This is a genomic window from Streptomyces sp. RKAG293, from assembly GCF_023701745.1.
GTDB lineage: Bacteria > Actinomycetota > Actinomycetes > Streptomycetales > Streptomycetaceae > Actinacidiphila.
Window position 1 is genome coordinate 2,861,848 of record NZ_JAJOZB010000001.1, and the last position, 21,267, is coordinate 2,883,114.

21 protein-coding genes are annotated in these 21,267 nt (G+C 71.7%); 16 read left to right on the forward strand and 5 right to left on the reverse strand.

All coding sequences use genetic code 11. From position 1 onward, the window contains the following. Positions 1-23: 23 nt before the first annotated feature. The gene (locus tag LNW72_RS12670) at positions 24-1,118 is read left to right on the forward strand and encodes a S1C family serine protease (RefSeq protein WP_374117228.1); all 1,095 of its coding nucleotides are present in this window, start codon (positions 24-26) and stop codon (positions 1,116-1,118) included. 275 nt (positions 1,119-1,393) lie between these two features. Here LNW72_RS12670 and LNW72_RS12675 read toward each other — a convergent pair whose 3' ends face one another. Further along, positions 1,394-1,603 (reverse strand): hypothetical protein, encoded by a 210-nt coding sequence (locus LNW72_RS12675; protein WP_138356213.1) that lies wholly within the window; start codon positions 1,601-1,603, stop codon positions 1,394-1,396. Positions 1,604-1,721: 118 nt separating this feature from the next. On the opposite strand from LNW72_RS12675, the gene LNW72_RS12680 reads away from it, so the two are divergent. The 7 genes from LNW72_RS12680 to LNW72_RS12710 all read left to right on the forward strand — a co-directional run bounded on the left by LNW72_RS12680 (position 1,722) and on the right by LNW72_RS12710 (position 9,523). Beyond that, positions 1,722-2,927 carry a bifunctional adenosylcobinamide kinase/adenosylcobinamide-phosphate guanylyltransferase gene (locus LNW72_RS12680; RefSeq protein WP_250975493.1) on the forward strand — a complete coding sequence of 402 codons (1,206 nt, stop codon included), beginning with the start codon at positions 1,722-1,724 and terminating at the stop codon, positions 2,925-2,927. A 561-nt stretch (positions 2,928-3,488) separates the two neighbouring features. Beyond that, positions 3,489-4,637 carry a nicotinate-nucleotide--dimethylbenzimidazole phosphoribosyltransferase gene (gene cobT / locus LNW72_RS12685; RefSeq protein WP_250975494.1) on the forward strand — a complete coding sequence of 383 codons (1,149 nt, stop codon included), beginning with the start codon at positions 3,489-3,491 and terminating at the stop codon, positions 4,635-4,637. A 111-nt stretch (positions 4,638-4,748) separates the two neighbouring features. Continuing rightward, positions 4,749-6,521, forward strand: a complete 1,773-nt coding sequence (locus LNW72_RS12690) for a phosphatidylglycerol lysyltransferase domain-containing protein (RefSeq protein WP_250980131.1) — start codon at positions 4,749-4,751, stop codon at positions 6,519-6,521. Further along, positions 6,518-7,228, forward strand: a complete 711-nt coding sequence (locus LNW72_RS12695) for a hypothetical protein (RefSeq protein ID WP_250975495.1) — start codon at positions 6,518-6,520, stop codon at positions 7,226-7,228. Before LNW72_RS12690 ends, LNW72_RS12695 begins: the two co-directional genes overlap by 4 nt. Before the next feature lie 22 nt (positions 7,229-7,250). Further along, positions 7,251-8,069, forward strand: a complete 819-nt coding sequence (locus LNW72_RS12700) for an adenosylcobinamide-GDP ribazoletransferase (protein WP_250975496.1) — start codon at positions 7,251-7,253, stop codon at positions 8,067-8,069. A gap of 97 nt (positions 8,070-8,166) precedes the next feature. Continuing rightward, complete coding sequence (locus LNW72_RS12705) at positions 8,167-9,045, forward strand: helix-turn-helix domain-containing protein (protein WP_250975497.1); 879 nt, start codon at positions 8,167-8,169, stop codon at positions 9,043-9,045. Between the two features lie 82 nt (positions 9,046-9,127). Further along, entirely contained in the window at positions 9,128-9,523 is a 396-nt protein-coding gene (locus tag LNW72_RS12710) for a LuxR C-terminal-related transcriptional regulator (RefSeq protein WP_250975498.1), read from the forward strand. 14 nt (positions 9,524-9,537) lie between these two features. Here LNW72_RS12710 and LNW72_RS12715 read toward each other — a convergent pair whose 3' ends face one another. The 3 genes from LNW72_RS12715 to LNW72_RS12725 form a co-directional block, all read right to left on the reverse strand. Then, positions 9,538-9,945 carry a DUF2690 domain-containing protein gene (locus LNW72_RS12715; RefSeq protein WP_250975499.1) on the reverse strand — a complete coding sequence of 136 codons (408 nt, stop codon included), beginning with the start codon at positions 9,943-9,945 and terminating at the stop codon, positions 9,538-9,540. 181 nt (positions 9,946-10,126) lie between these two features. After that, complete coding sequence (locus LNW72_RS12720) at positions 10,127-10,741, reverse strand: SMI1/KNR4 family protein (protein ID WP_250975500.1); 615 nt, start codon at positions 10,739-10,741, stop codon at positions 10,127-10,129. A 45-nt stretch (positions 10,742-10,786) separates the two neighbouring features. Next, the gene (locus LNW72_RS12725; protein WP_250975501.1) at positions 10,787-11,227 is read right to left on the reverse strand and encodes an ATP-binding protein; all 441 of its coding nucleotides are present in this window, start codon (positions 11,225-11,227) and stop codon (positions 10,787-10,789) included. A 146-nt stretch (positions 11,228-11,373) separates the two neighbouring features. Here LNW72_RS12725 and LNW72_RS12730 point away from each other — a divergent pair, with 146 nt between their 5' ends. The 7 genes from LNW72_RS12730 (at position 11,374) to LNW72_RS12760 (ending at position 19,581) form a co-directional block, all read left to right on the forward strand. Beyond that, on the forward strand, positions 11,374-12,225 hold the full coding sequence (locus LNW72_RS12730; RefSeq protein WP_250975502.1) for a helix-turn-helix transcriptional regulator: 852 nt from the start codon (positions 11,374-11,376) through the stop codon (positions 12,223-12,225). 12 nt (positions 12,226-12,237) lie between these two features. Beyond that, on the forward strand, positions 12,238-12,435 hold the full coding sequence (locus tag LNW72_RS12735; protein ID WP_250975503.1) for a DUF397 domain-containing protein: 198 nt from the start codon (positions 12,238-12,240) through the stop codon (positions 12,433-12,435). A gap of 128 nt (positions 12,436-12,563) precedes the next feature. Beyond that, complete coding sequence (locus LNW72_RS12740; RefSeq protein ID WP_250975504.1) at positions 12,564-14,075, forward strand: leucyl aminopeptidase; 1,512 nt, start codon at positions 12,564-12,566, stop codon at positions 14,073-14,075. A gap of 369 nt (positions 14,076-14,444) precedes the next feature. Continuing rightward, a complete protein-coding gene (lpdA, locus tag LNW72_RS12745; protein WP_250975505.1) occupies positions 14,445-15,833 on the forward strand; it encodes a dihydrolipoyl dehydrogenase in 1,389 nt (462 codons plus the stop codon). Between the two features lie 51 nt (positions 15,834-15,884). After that, a complete protein-coding gene (gene sucB, locus LNW72_RS12750) occupies positions 15,885-17,651 on the forward strand; it encodes a 2-oxoglutarate dehydrogenase, E2 component, dihydrolipoamide succinyltransferase (protein ID WP_250975506.1) in 1,767 nt (588 codons plus the stop codon). A gap of 279 nt (positions 17,652-17,930) precedes the next feature. Then, positions 17,931-18,926, forward strand: coding sequence for a GNAT family N-acetyltransferase (locus tag LNW72_RS12755; RefSeq protein ID WP_250975507.1), 996 nt, complete (start codon positions 17,931-17,933; stop codon positions 18,924-18,926). A gap of 142 nt (positions 18,927-19,068) precedes the next feature. Beyond that, complete coding sequence (locus tag LNW72_RS12760; protein WP_250980132.1) at positions 19,069-19,581, forward strand: DUF4240 domain-containing protein; 513 nt, start codon at positions 19,069-19,071, stop codon at positions 19,579-19,581. A gap of 115 nt (positions 19,582-19,696) precedes the next feature. Here LNW72_RS12760 and LNW72_RS12765 read toward each other — a convergent pair whose 3' ends face one another. Next, positions 19,697-20,197 carry a GNAT family N-acetyltransferase gene (locus tag LNW72_RS12765; protein ID WP_250975508.1) on the reverse strand — a complete coding sequence of 167 codons (501 nt, stop codon included), beginning with the start codon at positions 20,195-20,197 and terminating at the stop codon, positions 19,697-19,699. 67 nt (positions 20,198-20,264) lie between these two features. Between LNW72_RS12765 and LNW72_RS12770 the strand changes: the two genes are divergently transcribed. Next, positions 20,265-21,167, forward strand: a complete 903-nt coding sequence (locus LNW72_RS12770) for a TIGR01777 family oxidoreductase (protein WP_250975509.1) — start codon at positions 20,265-20,267, stop codon at positions 21,165-21,167. Positions 21,168-21,267: the final 100 nt, after the last annotated feature.

The window sequence follows — 21,267 nt, forward strand, 5'->3', positions numbered from 1 at the left end:
CCTACAAAAGGGACACTTCGGTCATGAGTGGATCCATGACACGCCTTTTGGCCACCCGCCTGGCACGCCCCTGCGCCGCCGTCCTCTGCGCGGCGGCGCTGCTGGTGGGATGCACCTCCGGCTCGGACGAACCGGCCGCCTCCACGACGGGCTCGTCCTCCGCGACGTCCTCCGTCGCCGCACCCACCTCGTCCGACCAGCTGCAGAACGAGTACCAGCGCGTCGTGAGGAACGTGCTCCCGTCCGTCGTCCAGATCACCACGGACTCGGACCTCGGCTCGGGCATCGTCTACGACGACCAGGGCCACATCGTCACCAACGCGCACGTCGTCGGCGACGCCCAGAAGTTCAGCGTCACCCTGGTCACCGGCGGAAACCCGCTGGACGCCGTACTGGTCTCCTCGTACCCGGCGGAGGACCTCGCGGTGATCAAGCTCAGCAGTCCCCCGAAGGACCTGAAGCCCGCGAGGTTCGCCGACTCCGCGAAGGTGGAGGTCGGCCAGATCGTGCTGGCCATGGGCAATCCGCTGGGACTCTCGGGCAGCGTCACCCAGGGCATCGTCTCGGCGGTCGGCAGGACCGTCAGCGAAGGCGGCCAGGGCGACGGCGGTACCGGGGCCACGATCGCGAACCTGGTGCAGACCTCGGCCGCGATCAACCCCGGCAACAGCGGCGGCGCCCTGGTCAACCTCGACAACGAGGTCATCGGCATCCCGACCCTGGCCGCCACCGATCCCCAGATGGGCGCGGGAGCGGCGCCGGGCATCGGCTTCGCGATCCCGGCCTCGACCGTCACCAACATCGCCGGCCAGATCATCAAGGACGGCCGCGTCACCGACTCCGGCCGCGCCGCCCTCGGCATCACCGCCCGCACCGTGATCGGCGACGACCTCCAGCCGTCCGGCGTCGCCGTGGTCTCGGTGACGGGCGGCGGGGCCGCCGCGAAGGCCGGACTCAAGGCGGGCGACGTCATCACCAAGATCGACACGACCGGGATCTCGACGCTGCAGTCCCTCACGGAGGCGCTGGCCGCGCACAAACCGGGCGACAAGGTCCAGGTGACCTACGAACGGGACGGCGCGACGAAGACGGCGGAGGTCACACTGGGCTCGATCTGACGGCGTAGGGGGCGCCGCCAAGGGAGAGCGCCCCTTACGTCACAGCCAGGCCCCGGAATGCCGGGCCGCACAACCCGCACGTGGCGTGAGCCCGTCACCCATTTCCCACCGGGGCGTGGACGCGAGGGGCCGGGATCGCAGGCGTGGGGGTCCGAAATGCTGCCGAGCTATTTGTGGGCCGCCAGGCCCGTAAATAGTCGATTTCGGACCCCCACGCCGGAGAGCCCGCCCCCGACCCCGCACCGGCCGGTACCGAACCCGCAACCCCTACGGAGTTACTCCTCGTTCCCGTGCAGGCTCATCGGGCCGTAGATCTTGGTCTCCCCGTCGAAGAGCACGACCTGGTCCGCACCGCCCTCCACCAGGTCCTTCCAGAGCTCACCGATCCAGGACTCCGCATCCCCCTGCGTCGTGAACTCCTCCGGCTGCACCGCGGGCGCAACCTCGGTGCCGTCGGCCTTCTCGAACCGCCACGTCCACGCCATGTAATTCTCCTCGGTCCTCGGTCCACAGCTGCTGCTGTCCGTCGTGTGCCTGTCCCGCAGGGTAACCGCATGGCGGACCCGGCGAGCCCGCCGTACGCGGACGCGAGACGATCGGGGGGTGGAACTGACACTGCTCGGCACCGGAGGCCCCGAGGGCCTGCCCCTGCCCGACTGCCCCTGCGCCTCCTGTGCGGGCGCCATCGGCGACCGCGACGGGCCGCGCGCCGCGACCGCCGTCCTCGTGGACGGCGTGCTGCTGCTCGACCTCACCCCCGGTCTGGCCTTCGCCGCCGCCCGCTCCGGGCACTCCCTCGGCGGCGTGCGGCAGGCACTGCTGTCCCACCCGCACGACGGGCCCGCCGTGGAGATCCCCGTCGGCCTGCCGGCGCCCGGCCGCGTCCCCGACGGGCAGGAGCTGACGCTCCTCACCGGGCACCGGGTACGCGCCGTCCCCACGGACGCACCCGGCACCGGCTACGAGATCGAGGGGCCGGACGGCATGCGCGCCCTGTACCTGCCACCGGGCTGCGCCCCCGCCGGAGTCCAGGAGGCCGCCGCACCGTACAACGTGGTGCTGTTCGACGCGGTCGACCGGCCCGACGCGCTGGGGCGCCTACGCGCCGCCGGCGCCGTCGGCCCGACCACCGACGTCGTCGCGGTGCACCTCGACCACAGCGCACCGCCCGGCGCCGAGCTGCGGCGCCGGCTCGCCGCGCTGGGCGTGCGTGCCGTCCCCGACGGCACGACGCTGGTGGCCGGCGACTACCACGACGTACCGGACGTGCCCCGCCGCACGCTGGTGCTCGGTGGTGCCCGCTCCGGCAAGTCCGCCGAGGCGGAACGTCGGCTCGCCGCGTTCTCCGACGTCCTGTACGTGGCCACCGGCGGCGCCCGCGAGGGCGATCAGGAGTGGGCGCGCCGCGTCGCGCTGCACCGCGACCGCCGGCCGGGTACGTGGGCGACGCAGGAGACCTGCGACCTGGTGCCGCTGCTCGCCGTGGACGGCCCGCCGCTGCTCATCGACTGCCTCGCGCTGTGGCTGACGTCCGCGATGGACTCCGTCGGCGCCTGGGACGACGAGAAGTGGTCGTCGGGCGGCGAACGCGAACTGCACGCCCGGGTCGCCGGGTTGACGGCGGCGTGGCGAGGGACGCGGCGGACGGTGGTCGCGGTGAGCAATGAGGTGGGCTCGGGGGTGGTTCCGGGGACGGCGTCGGGGCGCCGGTTCAGGGACGAGTTGGGGCGGTTGAACGCCGGTGTTGCGGGCGAGTCGGAGCAGGTGCTTCTTGTGGTGGCGGGTCAGGCGGTTTCGCTGCGCGGCTGATGGGGCTGTGTCCTGGTCGGGGCCGGGCTCTCCGGCAGGGGGGTCCGAAATCGACTATTTACGGTCCCCCAACCTTCGGCCGGGGGTGCCCCCAGCGGCCCACAAATAGCTCGGCAGCATTTCGGACCCCCCTGCCTGCGATCCCGGCCCCTCGCGTCCACGCCCCGGTGGAGGTTGGGTGACGGGCCCGCGCCACGTGCGGATGCCTGCCCTCTCGCGTCCACGCCCCGGTGGAGGTTGGGTGACGGGCCCGCGCCACGTGCGGATGCCTGCCCTCTCGCGTCCACGCCCCGGTGGAGGTTGGGTGACGGGCCCGCGCCACGTGCGGGTTGTACCGGCCCCTCACGTTCAGGCCCCGGTGGTGGTGGGTAGGGGCCCGCGCCACGTGCGGGTTGGAGGTGGGAACTCCGGGCCGCAGCCGGTCTGTCCCGCGCCGACAAGCGGCCCTGCGGCCCGCACCCCACGGCCGGAGGCCGGCCCGCGCCCGCGCGGCCCGTGCCGGCCGGCGCCGGCGGGCGCCCGCTTCCCCTGGCCCGAGGGGGAGCCGGTACTGTGCGGCGAATGAGCGGCCTGAATCTCGATGACTTCGGCTCCCTGGTGGAGCGTCCCGACGCCGGTGTGCGGCGTGACGCGCAAGACCGGTGGCAGCGTCTGGTGAGCCCTCCGGGGGCTCTCGGCAAGCCTGCGGAGCTGGCCGAGTGGCTGTCGGCCGCTCAGGGGCGGGTTCCGGCGCGGCCGATCGCCCGGCCGCGGGTGCTGCTGTTCGCCGGGGACCACGGGGTCGCGAGCCTGGGGGTGTCGGCGCACGAGGCCGGTACCGCGGTGGCGCTGGTCCGGTCGGTGCTGGACGGCGGGGCGCCGGTGAACGTGCTGGCGCGTCAGTTCGGGGCGCAGGTCCGGGTGATCGACATGGGCCTGGACTGCGATCCGGCGGAGCTGCCGGCCGACGTCACCGTGCACCGGGTGCGCCGCGGCTCCGGCCGGGTGGACGTGGAGGACGCGCTCACCGTCGAGGAGGCCGAACTGGCCTTCCGTGCGGGCATGGCCATCGCCGACGAGGAGGCCGACTCCGGGACCGACCTCGTACTGCTCGGTGACATCAGCGTCGGTGGCACCACGGCCGCCGGCATCCTCGTGGCAGCGCTGTGCGGTACGGACGCCTCCGTGGTGACCGGCCGCGGCTCCGGGATCGACGACCTGGCGTGGATGCGCAAGTGCGCGGCGATCCGCGACGGGCTGCGCCGGGCCCGTCCGGTCCTGGGCGACCAGCTCGAACTGCTGGCCGCGAGCGGTGGTGCGGACCTCGCCGCGATGACCGGCTTCCTGCTGCAGGCCGCCGTGCGCAAGCTGCCCGTCGTGCTGGACGGCGTCGTCACCGCCGCCTGCGCCCTGGTCGCGCAGCGCGTGGCGTTCCGGGCTCCCGACTGGTGGCTGGCGGGTCAGGCCAGTGGTGAGCCGGGGCAGGCCAAGGCCCTGGACCGGCTCTCCATCGAGCCGCTGCTCGACCACGGCGTACGGCTCGGCCAGGGCACCGGCGCGCTGCTCGCGCTGCCGCTGCTGCAGGCCGCGGCGGCGCTGGCGGCGGAGCTGCCGGACGTGTCGGGCGAGCCGGTGGTGGAACGGGCCCCGGAACCCGTCAGGGAGCCCGTCGCCGTCACGTCGGAGGAGCCGCCCGCGGACCCGCCCCGCGACGCGACCGACACTCCGTAGAGCGCCGTTCCGCCCGCCCCTGCGGGGGGACCTGCGGGGCGTAGCCGGATCCGGCCACCGCCCCTGCGACGAGGATCCGGACATTCCGTCATAAGATCCACAACCATGGGAATGGGCAGCACGACACCGGGTCGCACACCGCAGGACGGGGAGGGCCGTCCGCATGTCTGGGGGCAGCGCTCCGCCGCCTACGCCGTCTGGTATCTGCGGACCGTCGCCTTCCTCAACTTCCTCGGGGCGGTGTGGGTCTCCTTCGGGGCCGACATCCGGCGGCACAACATCGAGGACCTCTTCACCCCGTATCTGCTGACCGCGGGCTTCACCACGGGTGTGTTCGCGCTCTTCTTCGCCATCACGATGCGGCGGCGCAAACGGGCCGCCTGGGTGCTCAATCTCGTACTCAGTTCGTTGTTCCTGCTGGTGCTGGCGTTGACGATGGGCTTCCCCGAGTACCGGGACCACGTCCAGAACTGGATCACCCTGGGGCTGACCGGCTCCTTCGTGGCCGCCCTGCTGGTCGGCCGCCGTGAGTTCCGGGCCAAGGGCGACCGCTCCAATCCGAAGCACGCGATCCTGACCGCCGTCGGCGGCCTCATCGTGGGCTCGCTGATCAGCGCGCTGCTGGTCACCGCGACCAACAGCGAGCACGGCTCGGACTTCGGCGCCAGCTTCCGCTACGCGATCATGCGGATGATCGCGCTCGACCCGAATGACGACAATTACGCGAACATCTCAACGCCCGGGTGGGTGGATGTCGTCATCAACGTCATGAGTGCGTTGCTCTTCCTGCTCGTGCTGTACGTGGCGTTCCGCTCGCCGCGCGGCCGGGCACTGCTCGGCCCGCAGGACGAGGCCAAGCTGCGCGGGCTCCTGGACCGCTACGGCGACCGGGACTCGCTCGGCTACTTCGCGCTGCGCCGCGACAAGAGCGTCATCTGGTCGCCGAGCGAGAAGTCCGCGATCGCGTACCGGGTCGTCGGGGAGGTGTCGCTGGCGTCCGGCGATCCGATCGGCGACCCCGAGGCGTGGCCCGGCGCCATCGACGCCTGGCTCGCCGAGGCCCGTGAGCACGCCTGGGTGCCCGCGGTGATGGGCGCCAGCGAGGAAGCGGGCGTGATCTACGCCCGGCACGGCCTGGACGCCCTGGAGATCGGGGACGAGGCGATCGTCGAGACCGCCGAGTTCACCCTGGACGGCCGCGCCATGCGGACCGTGCGGCAGGCGTACAACCGCGTCAAGCGGACCGGCTACACCGTCCGGATGCGGCGGCACGACGACATCCCCGCGGACGAGATGGACGCGATGCTGGAGCGCGCCGACGCCTGGCGGGACGGGGAGACGGAGCGTGGGTTCTCGATGGCGCTCGGCCGGCTCGGCGACCCCGCCGACGGGCGCTGCGTCATGGTCGAGTGCCATGACGGCGAGGGCGTGCCGCGCGCGCTGCTGAGCTTCGTGCCGTGGGGTCCGCAGGGGCTGTCGCTGGATCTGATGCGCCGCGACCGCGACTCCGAGAACGGGCTGATCGAGTTCATGGTCATCGAGCTGATCCAGCGTGCCGACGAGGTGGGCGTGCGGCAGATCTCGCTGAACTTCGCGATGTTCCGCTCGGTGTTCGAACGCGGCTCGAAGCTGGGCGCCGGGCCGGTGCTGCGGTTCTGGCGCTCCCTGCTGACGTTCTTCTCGCGCTGGTGGCAGATCGAGTCGCTGTACCGGGCCAACGCCAAGTACCGGCCCATCTGGGAGCCGCGCTACCTGCTGTTCGGCAAGAGCAGCGAGCTGCCGCGGATCGGTATCGCCAGTGCCCGTGCCGAGGGCTTCCTCGAAGCGCCGCGGCTGCCGTCCCCGCTGCGCAGACGCGACCGAGAGCGGACCGCTGCCCGGTGAGCCCCTTCAACAAGCGCCTCCGCGACTTCGCCTACGTCGAATGGGGCGGAATCTCCCGAGACGTCTGGTTCGAGCTGCGGACGAAGAAGCTGCGCGCTATCCCGCTGACGCTCTCCGCGTGCCTGTCCATCCTGACCCTCCAGGTGATCCAGCACTCCGGGAGCACCGGCACGGAGTGGGTCAACCGGCTCGGCGGTGTCTACGCGACGCTCCCGTGGTGGAAGGCGCTGCTGCGCACGCCGCTCTCGCTCTTCGTCCCCGACCCGTCCCTGCCGGTGTGGGGGCTGATCGCCCAGGTCGTCTTCATGTTCGGCATCGCCGAGATGACGGTCGGCCGCCGGCACACCCTCGGGATCGGGCTCCTCGCGACGCTCGCCGGCACGTCGTTCGCCCGCTACTCGCTCGCGGTCGGCCCCGACGGCTTCCTCGGGCTCCCGGTCTCCACCCTCGTGGTGCGCGACACCGGCCCGTCGGCGGCGGTCGTCGCCCTCGGCGTGTACGTGGCCTGCCGGTACCGCGCCTGGTGGACGGGGGGCGTGCTGATCCTCGCGATGCTCGTCGAGGTCGTCCTCATCGTGAACCTCGCGGGCTTCGAGCATCTGACGGCGATCGTGGCGACGCTCCTGCTGTGCGCCCTGGAGGGCCACCTCCGGCGGCGCCGGGAGGCGGAGCTGCAACGGGAGTCACCGCGGCAGCCCCCGGGTTAGCCCCCCGGGGTAGCCTCACGCGGTGACCGACTCCGCTGAGCCCTCGAAGGCCGGACCCGCGCCCGCCGCCTCCGTCGCGGACGCGCTCCGCTTCGCCTTCGGCACCCTCACCGCGCTGCCGGTGACCGTCACCCGCTGGGACCGGTCCGCCGCGCGCGGCGGGATGCTGTGCGCGCCGGTCGTCGGTGCGGTGGTGGGCCTGTGCGCCGCCGCGGTCGGCGGACTGCTGCTGCTCCTGGACGCGTCCCCGCTGCTCGCCGCCGTCGCCACCGCGGCCGTGCCCGCCGCCCTGACCCGCGGTCTGCATCTGGACGGCCTGGCCGACACCGCCGACGGGCTCGGCAGCGCCAAGCCCGCCGAGGACGCCCTGCGGATCATGAAGCAGTCGGACATCGGCCCCTTCGGCGTCCTGACGCTGCTCTTCGTCCTCCTCACCCAGGTCGCCTGCCTCGCCGCCCTCTACGCCGACAGCTGGTCCCACGGCGCCGCCGCGGCCGCCGTCTCCGCCGTGGTGGCCCGTACCGCCATGACCCTGGCCTGCCGCGACGGCGTCCCCCCGGCCCGCCCCGACGGCCTGGGCGCCGCCGTGGCCGGAGCCGTCCCGCCGCGCACCCCGGCCCTCGTGATGCCCGCCACCCTCGCGGTCGCGGCGGCGGCCGGCGCCCTCTTCGGCCTCTCCCCCGCCCTCCACTTCGCCCTGGCCGCCCTCCTCGCCCTCACCACGGCCGAACTCCTCCTCCGCCACTGCCGCACCCGCTTCGGCGGCATCACCGGCGACGTCTTCGGCGCCCTGTCGGAAACGGCGGCTACGGCGGTTCTGGTCGTCCTGACCCTGGGCTGACGGCACATCTGACCGGAAACGGTGGTCCGTTCCCTTACCGCACCCCGCAGGATGACTGCGAGTACACGGTTTCGGGGGACGTTACGGGGGACGGACGATGCAGCATCTGGCGTGTCCTGAGGGCCGCTGGGAGGTGGCGACGGCGCTGCCGCACGCCCGGCTGCGGCCGGGGGTGCAGCGGTATCGGGGGTACCGGCTGAACCTGGACCTGCCGCGGCAGCGGCTGGAGGTTCCGGACGGCGCGGTGACGCTGTTGTTCTCCTTCGACCAGGAAGTGCGGGTGACGGAGGCCCTGACGCCGTCGGCCCCCGGCAGCGCCCACCGCTCGATGCTGGTCGGGCTGCGCACCACCGCCGGACTCGGGCGGCACAGCGGCCGGCTGTACGGCCTGGAGGTCATCCTCTCGCCGTGGCAGGCGTATGCGCTGTTCGGGATCCCGATGCACGAGCTGGCCGACACCATCACCGACCCCATCGACCTGCTGGGCCCCCGCTACCGCGATCTCGCCGACGCCCTCGCCTGCGCCCCCGGCTGGGCCCAGCGCTTCGACCTGCTGGACACCGCGTTCCTGCGCTGGTCCGAGGACGCGCTCCCCGTCTCGGACCGCGTCCGGTACGCCTGGCGGGAACTCGCCAGGACCTCCGGCGCCCTGCCCATCGGCGAGCTCGTCGCCGCCACCGGATGGGGCTGGCGGCAGTTGGACACCCGCTTCCGCGCGGAGATCGGACTCACGCCGAAGGGCGCGGCCCGCGTCATGCGGCTGCGCAAGGTGCTGCGGCTGATGGCGGCGGACCTGCCGGTGGCAGGCATCGCCGCCGAGTGCGGGTTCAGCGATCAGGCGCACCTGAACCGCGAGTTCAAGGCGATGATCGGCCGCACCCCCCGCCAGTTCCTGCACGCCCGGGGGCTCGACTTCGCGGGCCCGCCCACCGTGGACCGGGTGGACGGCCAGGTCACCAGCATCATCCTGACCTGACGCCGACCTGCGCCGAACCGTTCCTGGTGCGGGTGCGAATTTCTTCAATACGGCGCGACCGCGGCTCTGCGAGCCTGCCGAGGTGTACGACATCAGAACGGCCCCGTCCGCTCCGGCGGCACTGCGGCGGTACCAGGAACTGCTCGCGGACCAGAACCGATTGCTCGCCGAGCAGAACGTCCTGCTGGAACGTATTCAGGCCTTCACCGCCCTGGCCGCCGCACCGTCACCGACCGAAGTCTCCCGCTGCGACCCACCAGTCCTGCCGCCGACGCTCGTGCAGCGCCACATCCTGCTGCTCCTCGCGGACGGCACCAAGGACAGCGCGATCGCCCGCCGGCTAGGCGTCAGCGAACGATCCGTCCGCCGCCACGTCGGCTCCCTCGCCGAACGGGCCGGAGCCAGCAACAGGTTCACCCTGGCACTGGCCGCAGCCCGCCTCGGCTGGCTACCGGCCTACGACCGGCGAGCCGTCTAGGCCCACTGGGCCCTCTAGTACCAGCCGGTACACACGGTGGTGCCGTTCCATCCGCACGCCCGCATGACGTAACCCGCGTCGTCATACGCCGGTGTGTGGGTGTCGCTGCCCGACTGCTGGGTCGTCATCCCCATCGGACCGGTCCACGTGGACCCGCCGTTGCTCGACCGGTCGACCCACACCTTGTTGCCCACGTCGGAGTTGCTGATCCGCCCCCACGCGCACCGGCTGGACGTGCTGTACCGCAGCTCGATGTACATGCTGCCGTTGTGCACGGCCTTCTTGCTCACCGCGTTGCTCGTACTGCACGCCGCCGGCGCGCTGGGCGCCGCGCTCGCGGCTGGGGCGAGGGTGACGGCACCCGCCACGACGATGGCGGTACTTCCGATTCCTGCGGCGATCCGGCGCTTGAGCGAAGACATCTGCGATTCCCTTCGACTGTCTGCTGGGACCCCCCGATCCCACCAGCCGAAGTCCTCCCGGACGAGGGCGAACAGGACAAGCGTCCTCTTCCGGACACCCGGGAGCCATCAGGCCTCTCCAGGTCCTGGCTGCGGACAATTCCGTCGCACTAGGGGCGCCGAACCTCATCGCCTGCGCCGCTCAGCCGTACTCCTCATCGGCGAACGGGTCCGGCTCACCGGTCCAAGGATCTAGCCCAGCGTCTCGCAGGCGTTTTTCCTCATTCACATGCAGGAATCGCGGATCGGCCCGTCCCCACATAGAGAGGTCTCCCAAAGGACATTCATCGAACTCCGCCCGGAACACGCGAAGTAGAAACTCGGCCATGCCACAGTCGAACACGGTCCACTGTCGATCATCCTGATTCCATACCGTCACCGGCCAACGGTCGGGGTCTGCACCGTCCGTAACCCAGCAGAGCAAGTCGGCACTGGCATCAATCCCCCACGTCACGAGGGACGAAGATGCCGCCACCAGCTCACGGTCACCGGGACGGCGATCCCAGGTTGCGCGGGCGTTGAGCGTCTCAGAAGTCATGCCTTGAAATGCGGCGTCCGAACCAAACGGCTCCGGCGGGATCACTTCCAAGTAATCGTCGATGCCGCCCCCGCCGTACACCTCTATGAACCGCTTGTAGTCCGCAGGAAACGAGAATCCCCAGCCCTGTTCGACCGTAGCCCAGTCCACGACATCGCCCGCACCGGCGTGGGGAGGCATGATCTGCATCAATGCCTCGAAATCTGCCTCGGCCGTCATAGTGTCGCCTCTCCTCAGGATTTCCACCCCGGTCATCCTTGCTGGTCACCCTGCCGCCAGCTCGAACCACATCAGCTTGCCGCACAGCCCGAACGGCTCCTCCCCCAGCGCGTATCCGCCGCACCGGTCCGAGAACAGGTCCAGCAGGAAGAGCCCGCGCCCGCCGTCCGCGTCCGGATCCGGCGCGAGCGCCGCCGGGAGCTCCGGGTTGTTGTCCCGGACCGCCACCCGCAGCCGGTGCGGCTCCCAGTTGAGCCGCAGCGAAGCGGGGCCCTGCGCATAGCGGTACGCGTTCGTCGCCAGCTCGGAGGTCAACAGAGCTGCCGTGTCGACGAGTTCACGTAAGCCGTGCGCCACGAGGATCGCCCGTACGGTCGTCCGGGCGATCCCGGGCGCGCGTGGATCGTGCGGCAGTTGGAGGTAGTACTCCCACGGTTCCGCTTCGCGGCGGGCGGGGTCGGGGCACGACGGTTGCACGGCATACATGTTGCCCTCCGGGCCGGGTTGAGTGGCGTGGGTCACACAGTAGAGCCCAAAGTTAGATGGTTTCTACCGAACACGGTAGATCTGTCGTCCGATGGACCCTCGGGACTCAGAACGGCAGACTTGGCCGTGATCGGAAAGAGGGGCCAATGCCGCCGAGGACAACGCCAACTGCGCGTCAGCAGCGCCTGGGTGCCGAGATGCGCAAGCTTCGGGAGAAGGCGGGGATGTCCGCTCGCGAGGCCGGAGCGCTGCTGGGCGGGGACCAGGCGCGGATCAGCAACATCGAGACCGGCCGGGTGGGGCTCAGCGCGGACCGGGTCAGGACGCTCGCCTGCAACTACGACTGCTCGGACGGCGGGCTCATCGAGGCCCTGACCGGGATGACCGGGGAACGCAAGCGCCAGTGGTGGGAGGAGTACCGGGGCGTTCTGCCGCCCGGCATGCTCGACATCGCCGAACTGGAGCACTACGCGGTCGAATTGCGGACCGCGCAGACCGTGAGCCTGCCCGGCCTGCTGCAGACCGTCGACCATGCGCGGGCCGTCTTCCGCGAGGCGGTGCCCGCCTTGCCGCCGCCGGAGATCGAGCACCGGCTCTCCCACCGGATCAAGCGGCAGGCCGTCCTCTACCGGGACGCCCCGCTCCCCTACACCGCGGTCATCCATGAGGCCGCCCTGCGGATGCAGTTCGGCGGCCGGGCGGCCTCCCGCGAGCAGCTGCAGCACATCCTGGACATGAGCGAGCGCGCCGGCGTCACCGTCATGGCGATCCCCTTCGCCGCCGGAGGCTTCCCCGGCTCCGGCCAGACGATCGCCTACGCGTCGGGCGCCGTCCCCCAGCTGGACACCGTCCTGCTCGACCAGTCACACGGCCCGTCGCTCCTGGACGCCGAGGCCCAGCTGGCGAAGTACCGCGACATTCTGGACCGGCTGGACCGGGTGGCTCTCAAGCCCGGCGAGTCCCGGGACTTCATCCGTGAGATCGCCCAGAGCCTCTGAAAGGCAGGACCCTTGTCCACGTCGGACTGGCAGAAGTCTTCGCACTGTGCCGAGAGCAGCAACTGCATACAGCTCGCCACCGTCGGCCCCCGCGTATCCATACGCGAAAGCACCGAACCCGGGGCGATCGTGACGACCACCCCCGCCCGGCTGCGGGTGTTCCTGGACAGCGTCAAGGCGGGGGCCCTCGACGCGCCGCGCCAGGCGTAGGCTCGACCGCGGCACAGGCGGCGCAGCCCTGGCGTGCCGCCCCGCGGGCGTGGCGGAATACGATGCCAGGGGCGCGGCCGGCCCACCCCTTGGCCGACACCATTCAACGGAACAGGACCACCGTCACCGTGACTGCACTGACACTCAGCACTTCCTCCGGCGCAGCGTTGCGCGCGGATGCCGTCGTCATCGGAGTGACCAAGGGCGCCAAGGGCCCCGAGGTCGCCGCTGGTGCGGAAGCCGTGGACGCGGCGTTCGACGGCAAGCTCGCCGCGACGCTGGAACTCCTCGGCGCCTCGGGCGGCGAGGGCGAGGTGACGAAGCTGCCGGCTCCGTCCGGCGTGAAGTCGGCGGTGGTGCTCGCTGTGGGCCTGGGTGAGACGCCCGCCGACGGTGCCGGCTACGACGCCGAGGCGCTGCGCCGGGCGGCCGGTGCCGCTGCGCGTGCGCTGAGCGGGACGAAGAAGGCGGCGTTCGCGCTGCCGGCGACGGACGCGGCGGGCGTGGAGGCGGTGGCGACGGGCGCACTGCTGGGCGCCTACGCGTACACGGCGTACCGGGTGGACAGCGCCGGCGGCAAGGGTCCGCTGGGCGAGATCGCCCTGGTGGGCGCCAAGCCGCGCGACAAGGCGCACAAGGCCGCGGCCGAGCGGGCGACCGCGGTGGCCGAGGAGGTCAACCGGGCGCGCGACCTGATCAACATGCCGCCGAACGACCTGAACCCGAAGGCGTTCGCGTCCGCGGTCCAGGCCGCGGGCAAGGAGCACGGTCTCAAGGTCGAGGTGCTCGACGAGAAGGCGCTGCTCAAGGGCGGCTTCGGCGGCATCATGGGCGTCGGCCAGGGCTCGGCGACCCCGCCGCGGCTGGTGAAGGTGGCGTACACCCACCCGAAGGCGAAGAAGACCGTCGCGCTGGTCGGCAAGGGCATCACGTACGACTCCGGCGGCATCTCCCTGAAGCCCCCGGGCCACAACGAGACGATGAAGTGCGACATGAGCGGTGCGGCCGCCGTGTTCGCGACCGTCGTGGCCGCCTCCAAGCTGGGCCTGCAGGTCAACGTGACCGGCTGGCTGGCGCTGGCGGAGAACATGCCGGGCGGCAACGCGACGCGCCCCGGCGACGTGCTGAAGATGTACTCGGGCAAGACCGTCGAGGTGCTCAACACCGACGCCGAGGGCCGGCTGGTCCTGGCGGACGCGCTGGCGCGCGCCTCGGAGGAGAACCCGGACGCGATCGTGGACGTGGCGACGCTGACCGGCGCGATGGTGCTGGCGCTCGGTACCCGCACGTTCGCGATCATGTCGAACGACGACGGCTTCCGTACCGTGCTGCACGAGACGGCGACGGAGTCGGGCGAGCAGGCGTGGCCGATGCCGATGCCGCCGGAGCTGCTCAAGGCGATGGACTCCCCGGTCGCGGACATCGCGAACATGGGCGAGCGGGCGGGCGGCGGCCTGGTGGCCGGTCTGTTCCTGCAGGAGTTCGTGGGCGAGGGCATCACCTGGGCGCACCTGGACATCGCGGGCCCGGCGTTCAACGAGGGCGCGCCGTTCGGCTACACCCCCAAGGGCGGCGCCGGCACGGCGGTCCGCACCCTGGTCCGGCTGGTCGAGAAGACCGCCTCGGGCGACGTCCTCTAGACACCCGACGGAACCCCGAGCGGACGCGCTTCCGGCCCCGCGTTTCAGCCGGAATCCAGTGCTCGTTCGTACGAAGGTACGGCCCCGGGCTAGCACGCCCGGGGCCGTACGCGCGACCGGGCAGGTGTTCGCCCTGAGCGAGATTCCAGCGCCCGGAGTGCCCCTTACGGGCCAGTAGCCTCCCGGGATGAGGCTTAAGTCCGTCTCAGACCCCGGCCCGGTGGCCCGTCCGCCGCGAACAAGTGCGAAGATGTTGGTCGGCACGACAGGGCCCAGTTTTCAAAGTTTTCAGACATAGCGGCCGAATTAACAGCCGCCGCCCGGTCACCACAGACCGGCTCCGGCGTACCCATGCATGGAGGACGTGACGTGGCGAACGACGCCAGCACCGTTTTCGACCTAGTGATCCTCGGCGGCGGCAGTGGCGGTTACGCCGCGGCGCTGCGCGCGGCGCAGCTGGGCCTGGACGTCGCCCTGATCGAGAAGAACAAGCTCGGTGGCACGTGTCTGCACAACGGCTGCATCCCCACAAAGGCTCTGCTGCACGCGGGCGAGATCGCCGACCAGGCTCGTGAGAGCGAGCAGTTCGGTGTCAAGACCACCTTCGATGGCATCGACATGGCGGGTGTCCACAAGTACAAGGACGACGTGATCGCGGGCCTGTACAAGGGTCTGCAGGGGCTGGTCGCCAGCCGCAAGATCACTTACGTCACGGGTGAGGGCCGGGTGTCCTCCCCCACCACCGTCGATGTGAACGGCGAGCGCTACACCGGCCGCCACCTCCTGCTGGCGACCGGCTCCGTGCCGAAGTCGCTGCCGGGTCTGAACATCGACGGCGACCGCATCATCTCCTCGGACCACGCGCTGGTCCTGGACCGCGTCCCGAAGTCCGCGATCGTGCTGGGCGGCGGCGTCATCGGCGTCGAGTTCGCCTCCGCGTGGAAGTCCTTCGGCGCGGACATCACGATCATCGAGGGCCTGCCGCACCTGGCCCCGCTCGAGGACGAGAACAGCTCCAAGATCCTGGAGCGCGCGTTCCGCAAGCGCGGCATCAAGTTCAACCTCGGCACCTTCTTCCAGAAGGCCGAGTACACGGCCGACGGTGTGAAGGTGACCCTCGCCGACGGCAAGGAGTTCGAGGCCGAGCTGCTGCTCGTCGCCGTCGGCCGCGGCCCGGTCTCGCAGGGCCTGGGCTACGAGGAGGCCGGTGTCGCGCTCGACCGCGGCTATGTCCTCGTCGACGAGTACATGCAGACCAACGTGCCGACCATCTCGGCCGTCGGCGACCTCGTCCCGACGCTCCAGCTCGCGCACGTCGGCTTCGCCGAGGGCATCCTGGTAGCCGAGCGGCTGGCCGGTCTCAAGGCCGTGCCGATCGACTACGACGGTGTTCCGCGCGTCACGTACTGCCACCCGGAGGTCGCCTCCGTCGGTATCACCGAGGCGAAGGCCAAGGAGCTGTACGGCGCCGACAAGGTCGTCACCCTGAAGTACAACCTCGCGGGCAACGGCAAGAGCAAGATCCTCAAGACCGCGGGCGAGATCAAGCTCGTCCAGGTCAGGGACGGTGCCGTCGTCGGCGTCCACATGGTCGGTGACCGTATGGGCGAGCAGGTCGGCGAAGCCCAGCTGATCTACAACTGGGAAGCGCTGCCGGCCGAGGTCGCCCAGCTCATCCACGCGCACCCGACCCAGAGCGAGGCGCTCGGCGAGGCCCACCTGGCCCTCGCGGGCAAGCCGCTGCACTCGCACGACTAAGCCCCTCACCACGCACCCCATCCGCACAGATCGTTAGGAGCAACCGCAACCATGGCGGTTTCCGTAACCCTTCCGGCGCTCGGCGAGAGCGTGACCGAGGGCACCGTCACCCGTTGGCTCAAGGCCGAGGGTGAACGCGTCGAGGCAGACGAGCCGCTGCTCGAGGTGTCGACCGACAAGGTCGACACCGAGATCCCGTCGCCCGCCTCCGGCATTCTGGCCTCCATCAAGGTGGCCGAGGACGAGACCGTCGAGGTCGGCGCCGAGCTGGCCATCATCGACGACGGCTCGGGCGCGCCCGCCGCCGCCCCGGCCGCTGCCGAGGCTCCGGCCCCGGCTCCCGTCCAGGCCGAGGCCCCCGCCGCGCCGGCTCCGGCCGCCGAGGCCCCCGCGGCCCCGGCCCCGGCCGCCGCTCCTTCGGGTTCCGCCGAGGGCACCCCGGTCCTGCTGCCCGCACTGGGCGAGTCGGTCACCGAGGGCACCGTCACCCGTTGGCTCAAGTCGGTCGGCGAGACCGTCGAGGCCGACGAGCCGCTGCTCGAGGTCTCCACCGACAAGGTCGACACCGAGATCCCGGCCCCGACCGGTGGTGTCCTCCTGGAGATCCTCATCAACGAGGACGAGACCGCCGAGGTCGGCGCCAAGCTCGCCATCATCGGCGCCGCGGGTTCCGCTCCGGCGGCTGCCCCGGCCGCCGCGGCTCCGGCTCCGGCCGCCGCCCCGGCACCGGCTCCCGCCGCTCCGGCCCCCGCCGCGGCACCGGCCGCTCCGGCACCGGCCGCCCCGGCCCCGCAGGCCCAGGCACCGGCTCCGGTCGCGCCCGCCGCCCCGGCTCCGGCACCCGCCGCTCCCGCCCAGGCCCCGGCCGCCGCTCCGGCACCGGCCACCTCGGGTGACGACGGCGCCTACGTGACCCCCCTGGTCCGTAAGCTCGCCACCGAGAACGGCGTGAACCTGTCCTCGGTCAAGGGCACCGGCGTCGGTGGCCGTATCCGCAAGCAGGACGTGCTCGCCGCCGCCGAGGCCGCCAAGGCCGCGGCCACCGCGGCCCCGGCCGCGTCCGCGCCCGCTCCGAAGGCCGCCCTGGTGGCGTCCCCGCTGCGTGGCCAGACGGTCAAGATGACCCGGATGCGCAAGGTCATCGGCGACAACATGATGAAGGCGCTGCACAGCCAGGCGCAGCTCACCAGCGTGGTCGAGGTGGACGTCACCAAGGTCATGCAGATGCGCAACAAGGCCAAGGACGCGTTCGCGCAACGCGAGGGCGTCAAGCTCTCGCCGATGCCGTTCTTCGTCAAGGCCGCGGCCCAGGCGCTGAAGGCCCACCCGGTCGTCAACGCCCGGATCAACGAGGACGAGGGCACCATCACCTACTTCGACTCCGAGAACATCGGTATCGCGGTGGACTCCGAGAAGGGTCTGATGACTCCGGTCATCAAGGGTGCGGGCGACCTCAACATCGCGGGTATCTCCAAGCGGACCGCGGAGCTGGCCGGCAAGGTCCGGGCGAGCAAGATCAGCCCGGACGAGCTGTCCGGCGCCACCTTCACGATCAGCAACACCGGCTCGCGCGGTGCGCTGTTCGACACGGTGATCGTGCCCCCGAACCAGGCCGCCATCCTGGGCATCGGCGCGACCGTCAAGCGTCCGGTGGTCATCGAGACGCCCGAGGGCACCGTCATCGGCGTCCGCGACATGACGTACCTGGCGCTCTCCTACGACCACCGCCTGGTGGACGGTGCCGACGCGGCCCGTTACCTGACGGCCGTCAAGGAGATCCTGGAAGCCGCCGAGTTCGAGACCGAGATCGGTCTCTGAGACTCCTGCCGCGTCCCTGACGCGGCGAGGTGATCGCAGTGCGACGCCCCCGACCCGGTACGCCGGGCCGGGGGCGTCGGCGTTGCGGTGGACGGGGGCGTCGGCGTTACGGCGGTGAGGACTGTCCGACAGAGAGGACTGTTCCGGCAGAGCGGACTACCTTGCCCTCGGGCCTGTCATTCGCCTTGTCGGCCACGCCGCACCTCCTGTAGTGGTACGTACTGCATGACCGTCGCAGCCATACCCGGCACCCTGTGCCAGGTTTCCTCCGGAGGCATCTTGCCGCTTCACATAGATCTGCTGACCGAGCCCACCGGCGCGCAGCTCCACGACTGGCACCAGGTGCTCACCGCCGCCCTCGGCCATGACCTGCCCGGTGATCCGGTGCCCTCGTCGGACGATGTGTCGGCCCAGCTCACGACGCCGAGCGCCGACAGCCGCACGCTGCTGTGGCTGGCGCGGAACACCGCGGGGGCGCCGGTGGGAACCGCCGCGCTGCGGCTGTTCGACGAGCCTGGACGCTCCCACCTCGCCGCGCTGGAGCTGTACTCGCACCCCGCCCACCGGCGCCTCGGCGCCGGTTCCCTGCTGCTGGACACCGCCGTGGGCGCGGCCCGCGGCGACGGGCGCCGCAGCCTCGTCACCAGAACCACGGTCGGGACCCCCGGCGACCGGTTCCTGGCCACCCGCGCCTTCACCCCGGCGCTGAAGCTCACCTGGCGGCGGCTGCGGTTCGACAGCATGGACACCGCCGCGATCGGCGCGCTCGCCGGCGAGCAGCACCCGGGCTACCGGCTGGAGACCTGGGAGGGCGTCGCCCCCGATGCCCTGATCGACGGCTTCGCGCTCGCCAAGCGGGCCATGGGCGCCGGGCCGGCCGGCGGGATCCCCCACGGCCATGTGCCGTGGAACGCCGAGCGGGTCCGGTCCGCCTCCGAGCTCTTCGCCAAGCGCGGCGAACAGCTGATCACCGTGGCCGCGATCAGTGCCGCGGACGGTTCGGTCGCCGGGTACACCGAGCTGGTCGTACCGGCCGACGGCGCCGGCCGCGCGCTGCAGTACGACACGGCCGTCGTCCCCGGCCACCGCGGACACGGGCTCGGGCGCTGGATGAAGGCGTCGATGATCCAGCGGATCACCGCCGAGCTGCCCGGAGTGACGGAGATCGAGACCGACAACGCCGACGACAACCGGCACATGGTGGCGGTCAACGCGGGGCTCGGCTTCGTGCCCGTCCGGCAGACGGTGGAGTACCGGCTGAGCCTGGCGGAATGATTTCCTCCGATCCGTTCCGCGACCGCCGGGGAGCGCGCTGCGACGTCATCCGGCCATTGAGCCCAAACGTGCGTAACGACACGGGCGCATACGGGGCACTCCGCGTGCGTCCGGCCCCGGCAACCGGGAAGCTGGACGCGTGATGGACGAGACGGAGTTCTGGGAGATCATCGACAGTACGCGCACGGCCGCGGACGGTGATCCGGAGGAACAGGCCGATCTGCTGATCGAGCGGCTCGCGCTGCTCGATCCGGACTCGGTCACGGACTTCGCGCGGCACTTCGAGACCCGCTTCGCGCGCGCCTTCCGCTGGGACGTGTGGAACGCCGCGGACATCATGCTGGGCGGCGCCGACGACGAGGCGTTCGACTTCTTCCGCTGCTGGCTGATCGGACAGGGCCGGCATGTCTTCGAGGGCGCCCTGCACAGCCCCGACGACCTGGCCTTCCTCGTCGCGGAGTTCGACCCGGAGGTCGACGGCGACGCCGAGGAGCTGGGGTACGCGGCGGACGAGGCGTACGAGCAGCTGACCGGGGTGCGGCTGCCCGACCTGGAGCTGCCGCCGCCCGGTGACCCGGAGGGCGAGCAGCTGGACATGGACGACACGGACCTCATGGCGGACCGCTTTCCCAAGCTGTGGGCCCGCTTCGGCTGACCGGCCGGCCCGGCTGAAGGAACCGCCTACCGGACCGCCCACAGGCCCGCCCGAGCAGGCCGGCCGAGCGGACCGCCTGGGCGGGCGGGCTGACCGGCCCGGCTACGCGGAAGCGCTACGCCGCGGCGAAGCCCAGCGGCCGGCCCATCAGCACGTCGTCCACGTACGCGCCCTCCAGCAGGAACTCGCCCGGCAGCACGCCCTCGACCGCGAACCCCATCGACTCGTAGAGCCGCCGCGCCGGGGCGTTGTGGCCCAGCACCCGCAGGGTCATCCGGGTCGCGCCCTGCCGGCCCGCCTCGTGCAGCGCCGCGTCCATCAGCCTGCGGGCGATGCCGCGGCCGCGGCACCAGGTGTCCACCGCGAGCCCCTGTATCTGGCGGACGTGCGCGTTGCACGGCAGCGGGGTGGGCGGCACGATCCGCACATAACCGGCCACCCGCCCGTCGACCTGCGCGATGAGGATCTCCTCCGGCGTATGGCGCTCGTCGTAGAACGGCTTGCCGGGGTCGGGCGGCGGCTGCACCGCGTGCAGCGAGGACCAGGTGCGGACGTCGATCCCGGCGAGGTCGGCCTCGTCGGCGTAGCTCGCCGAACGGACAATCACATCTGACATGCCGGCAACTCTGCCACGCGCGGCGCCGCGCCCCCAGAGCGCCCCGCCGGGTCCCGGCGGCGGCAGAATGGGCCCCATGCGTATCGCAGTCACCGGCGCGTCAGGCCTGATCGGCTCCGCCCTCGTCCACTCCCTCCGCACCGACGGGCACGAGGTGGTCCGCCTGGTCCGGCGGGAACCCGCCGGCCCCGACGAGGTCCGCTGGGACCCCGCGCGGCAGTCCGTGGACACCGAGGGGCTGGCGGGCTGCGACGCGGTCGTCCACCTCGCCGGCGCGGGCGTCGGCGACCACCGCTGGACCGCCGCGTACAAGAAGGAGATCCACGACAGCCGGGTGCTCGGCACCACGGCGATCGCCCGGGCCGTCGCGTCCCTCGACACCCCGCCCAAGGTCCTCGTCTGCGGCACCGCGCTCGGCTACTACGGCGACACCGGCGACCGCCGCACCGACGAGGACGGCCCGGCCGGCGAGGGCTTCCTCGCCGGTGTCGTCCAGGACTGGGAGGCCGCCGCGGAACCCGCGGCCGCGGCCGGCATCCGGACCGTCTTCGCCCGCACCGGGCTCGTCGTGTCCCGCCGGGGCGGCGCCTGGGGACGGTTGTTCCCGCTCTTCAACGCCGGTCTCGGCGGCCGGCTCGGCGACGGGCGGCAGTACTGGAGCTTCATCTCCCTGCACGACGAGATCGCCGCGTTCCGCCACATCATCGACACCGCGAGCCTCTCGGGACCGGTGAACCTGACGGCACCGGAACCCCTCACCAACCGCGAGGTGACCGCCGCGATGGGCCGCGTCATGCACCGGCCCACCCTCGCCGCCGTCCCCGCGTTCGCCCTGCGCATCGCGCTCGGCGAGTTCTCCCAGGACGTCCTGATGAGCCAGCGCGTGGTGCCGCGGCGGCTGCTCGACTCGGGCTTCTCCTTCGCGTTCCCGGGCATCGAGGACAGCATCCGGGCCGCGCGCGGGCACTGAGTGCCGAAAGGCTGAATCGCACCGTGCACCCGGTGCATCAGCCACGTGTGATGAGGGCATGACCCCTACCAGCGCCAGCTGACGCGAGCGGGGAACGAAG

Coding starts and splice junctions, on each gene's coding strand:
- LNW72_RS12670 (WP_374117228.1), top strand. CDS start 24: ATGAGTGGATCCATGACACGCCTTTTGGCCACCCGCCTGGCACGCCCC.
- LNW72_RS12675 (WP_138356213.1), bottom strand. CDS start 1,603: ATGGCGTGGACGTGGCGGTTCGAGAAGGCCGACGGCACCGAGGTTGCG.
- cobT (WP_250975494.1), top strand. CDS start 3,489: ATGAGCGGCCTGAATCTCGATGACTTCGGCTCCCTGGTGGAGCGTCCC.
- LNW72_RS12690 (WP_250980131.1), top strand. CDS start 4,749: ATGGGCAGCACGACACCGGGTCGCACACCGCAGGACGGGGAGGGCCGT.
- LNW72_RS12705 (WP_250975497.1), top strand. CDS start 8,167: ATGCAGCATCTGGCGTGTCCTGAGGGCCGCTGGGAGGTGGCGACGGCG.
- LNW72_RS12715 (WP_250975499.1), bottom strand. CDS start 9,945: ATGTCTTCGCTCAAGCGCCGGATCGCCGCAGGAATCGGAAGTACCGCC.
- LNW72_RS12720 (WP_250975500.1), bottom strand. CDS start 10,741: ATGACGGCCGAGGCAGATTTCGAGGCATTGATGCAGATCATGCCTCCC.
- LNW72_RS12725 (WP_250975501.1), bottom strand. CDS start 11,227: ATGTATGCCGTGCAACCGTCGTGCCCCGACCCCGCCCGCCGCGAAGCG.
- LNW72_RS12730 (WP_250975502.1), top strand. CDS start 11,374: ATGCCGCCGAGGACAACGCCAACTGCGCGTCAGCAGCGCCTGGGTGCC.
- sucB (WP_250975506.1), top strand. CDS start 15,885: ATGGCGGTTTCCGTAACCCTTCCGGCGCTCGGCGAGAGCGTGACCGAG.
- LNW72_RS12760 (WP_250980132.1), top strand. CDS start 19,069: ATGGACGAGACGGAGTTCTGGGAGATCATCGACAGTACGCGCACGGCC.
- LNW72_RS12765 (WP_250975508.1), bottom strand. CDS start 20,197: ATGTCAGATGTGATTGTCCGTTCGGCGAGCTACGCCGACGAGGCCGAC.
- LNW72_RS12770 (WP_250975509.1), top strand. CDS start 20,265: ATGGGCCCCATGCGTATCGCAGTCACCGGCGCGTCAGGCCTGATCGGC.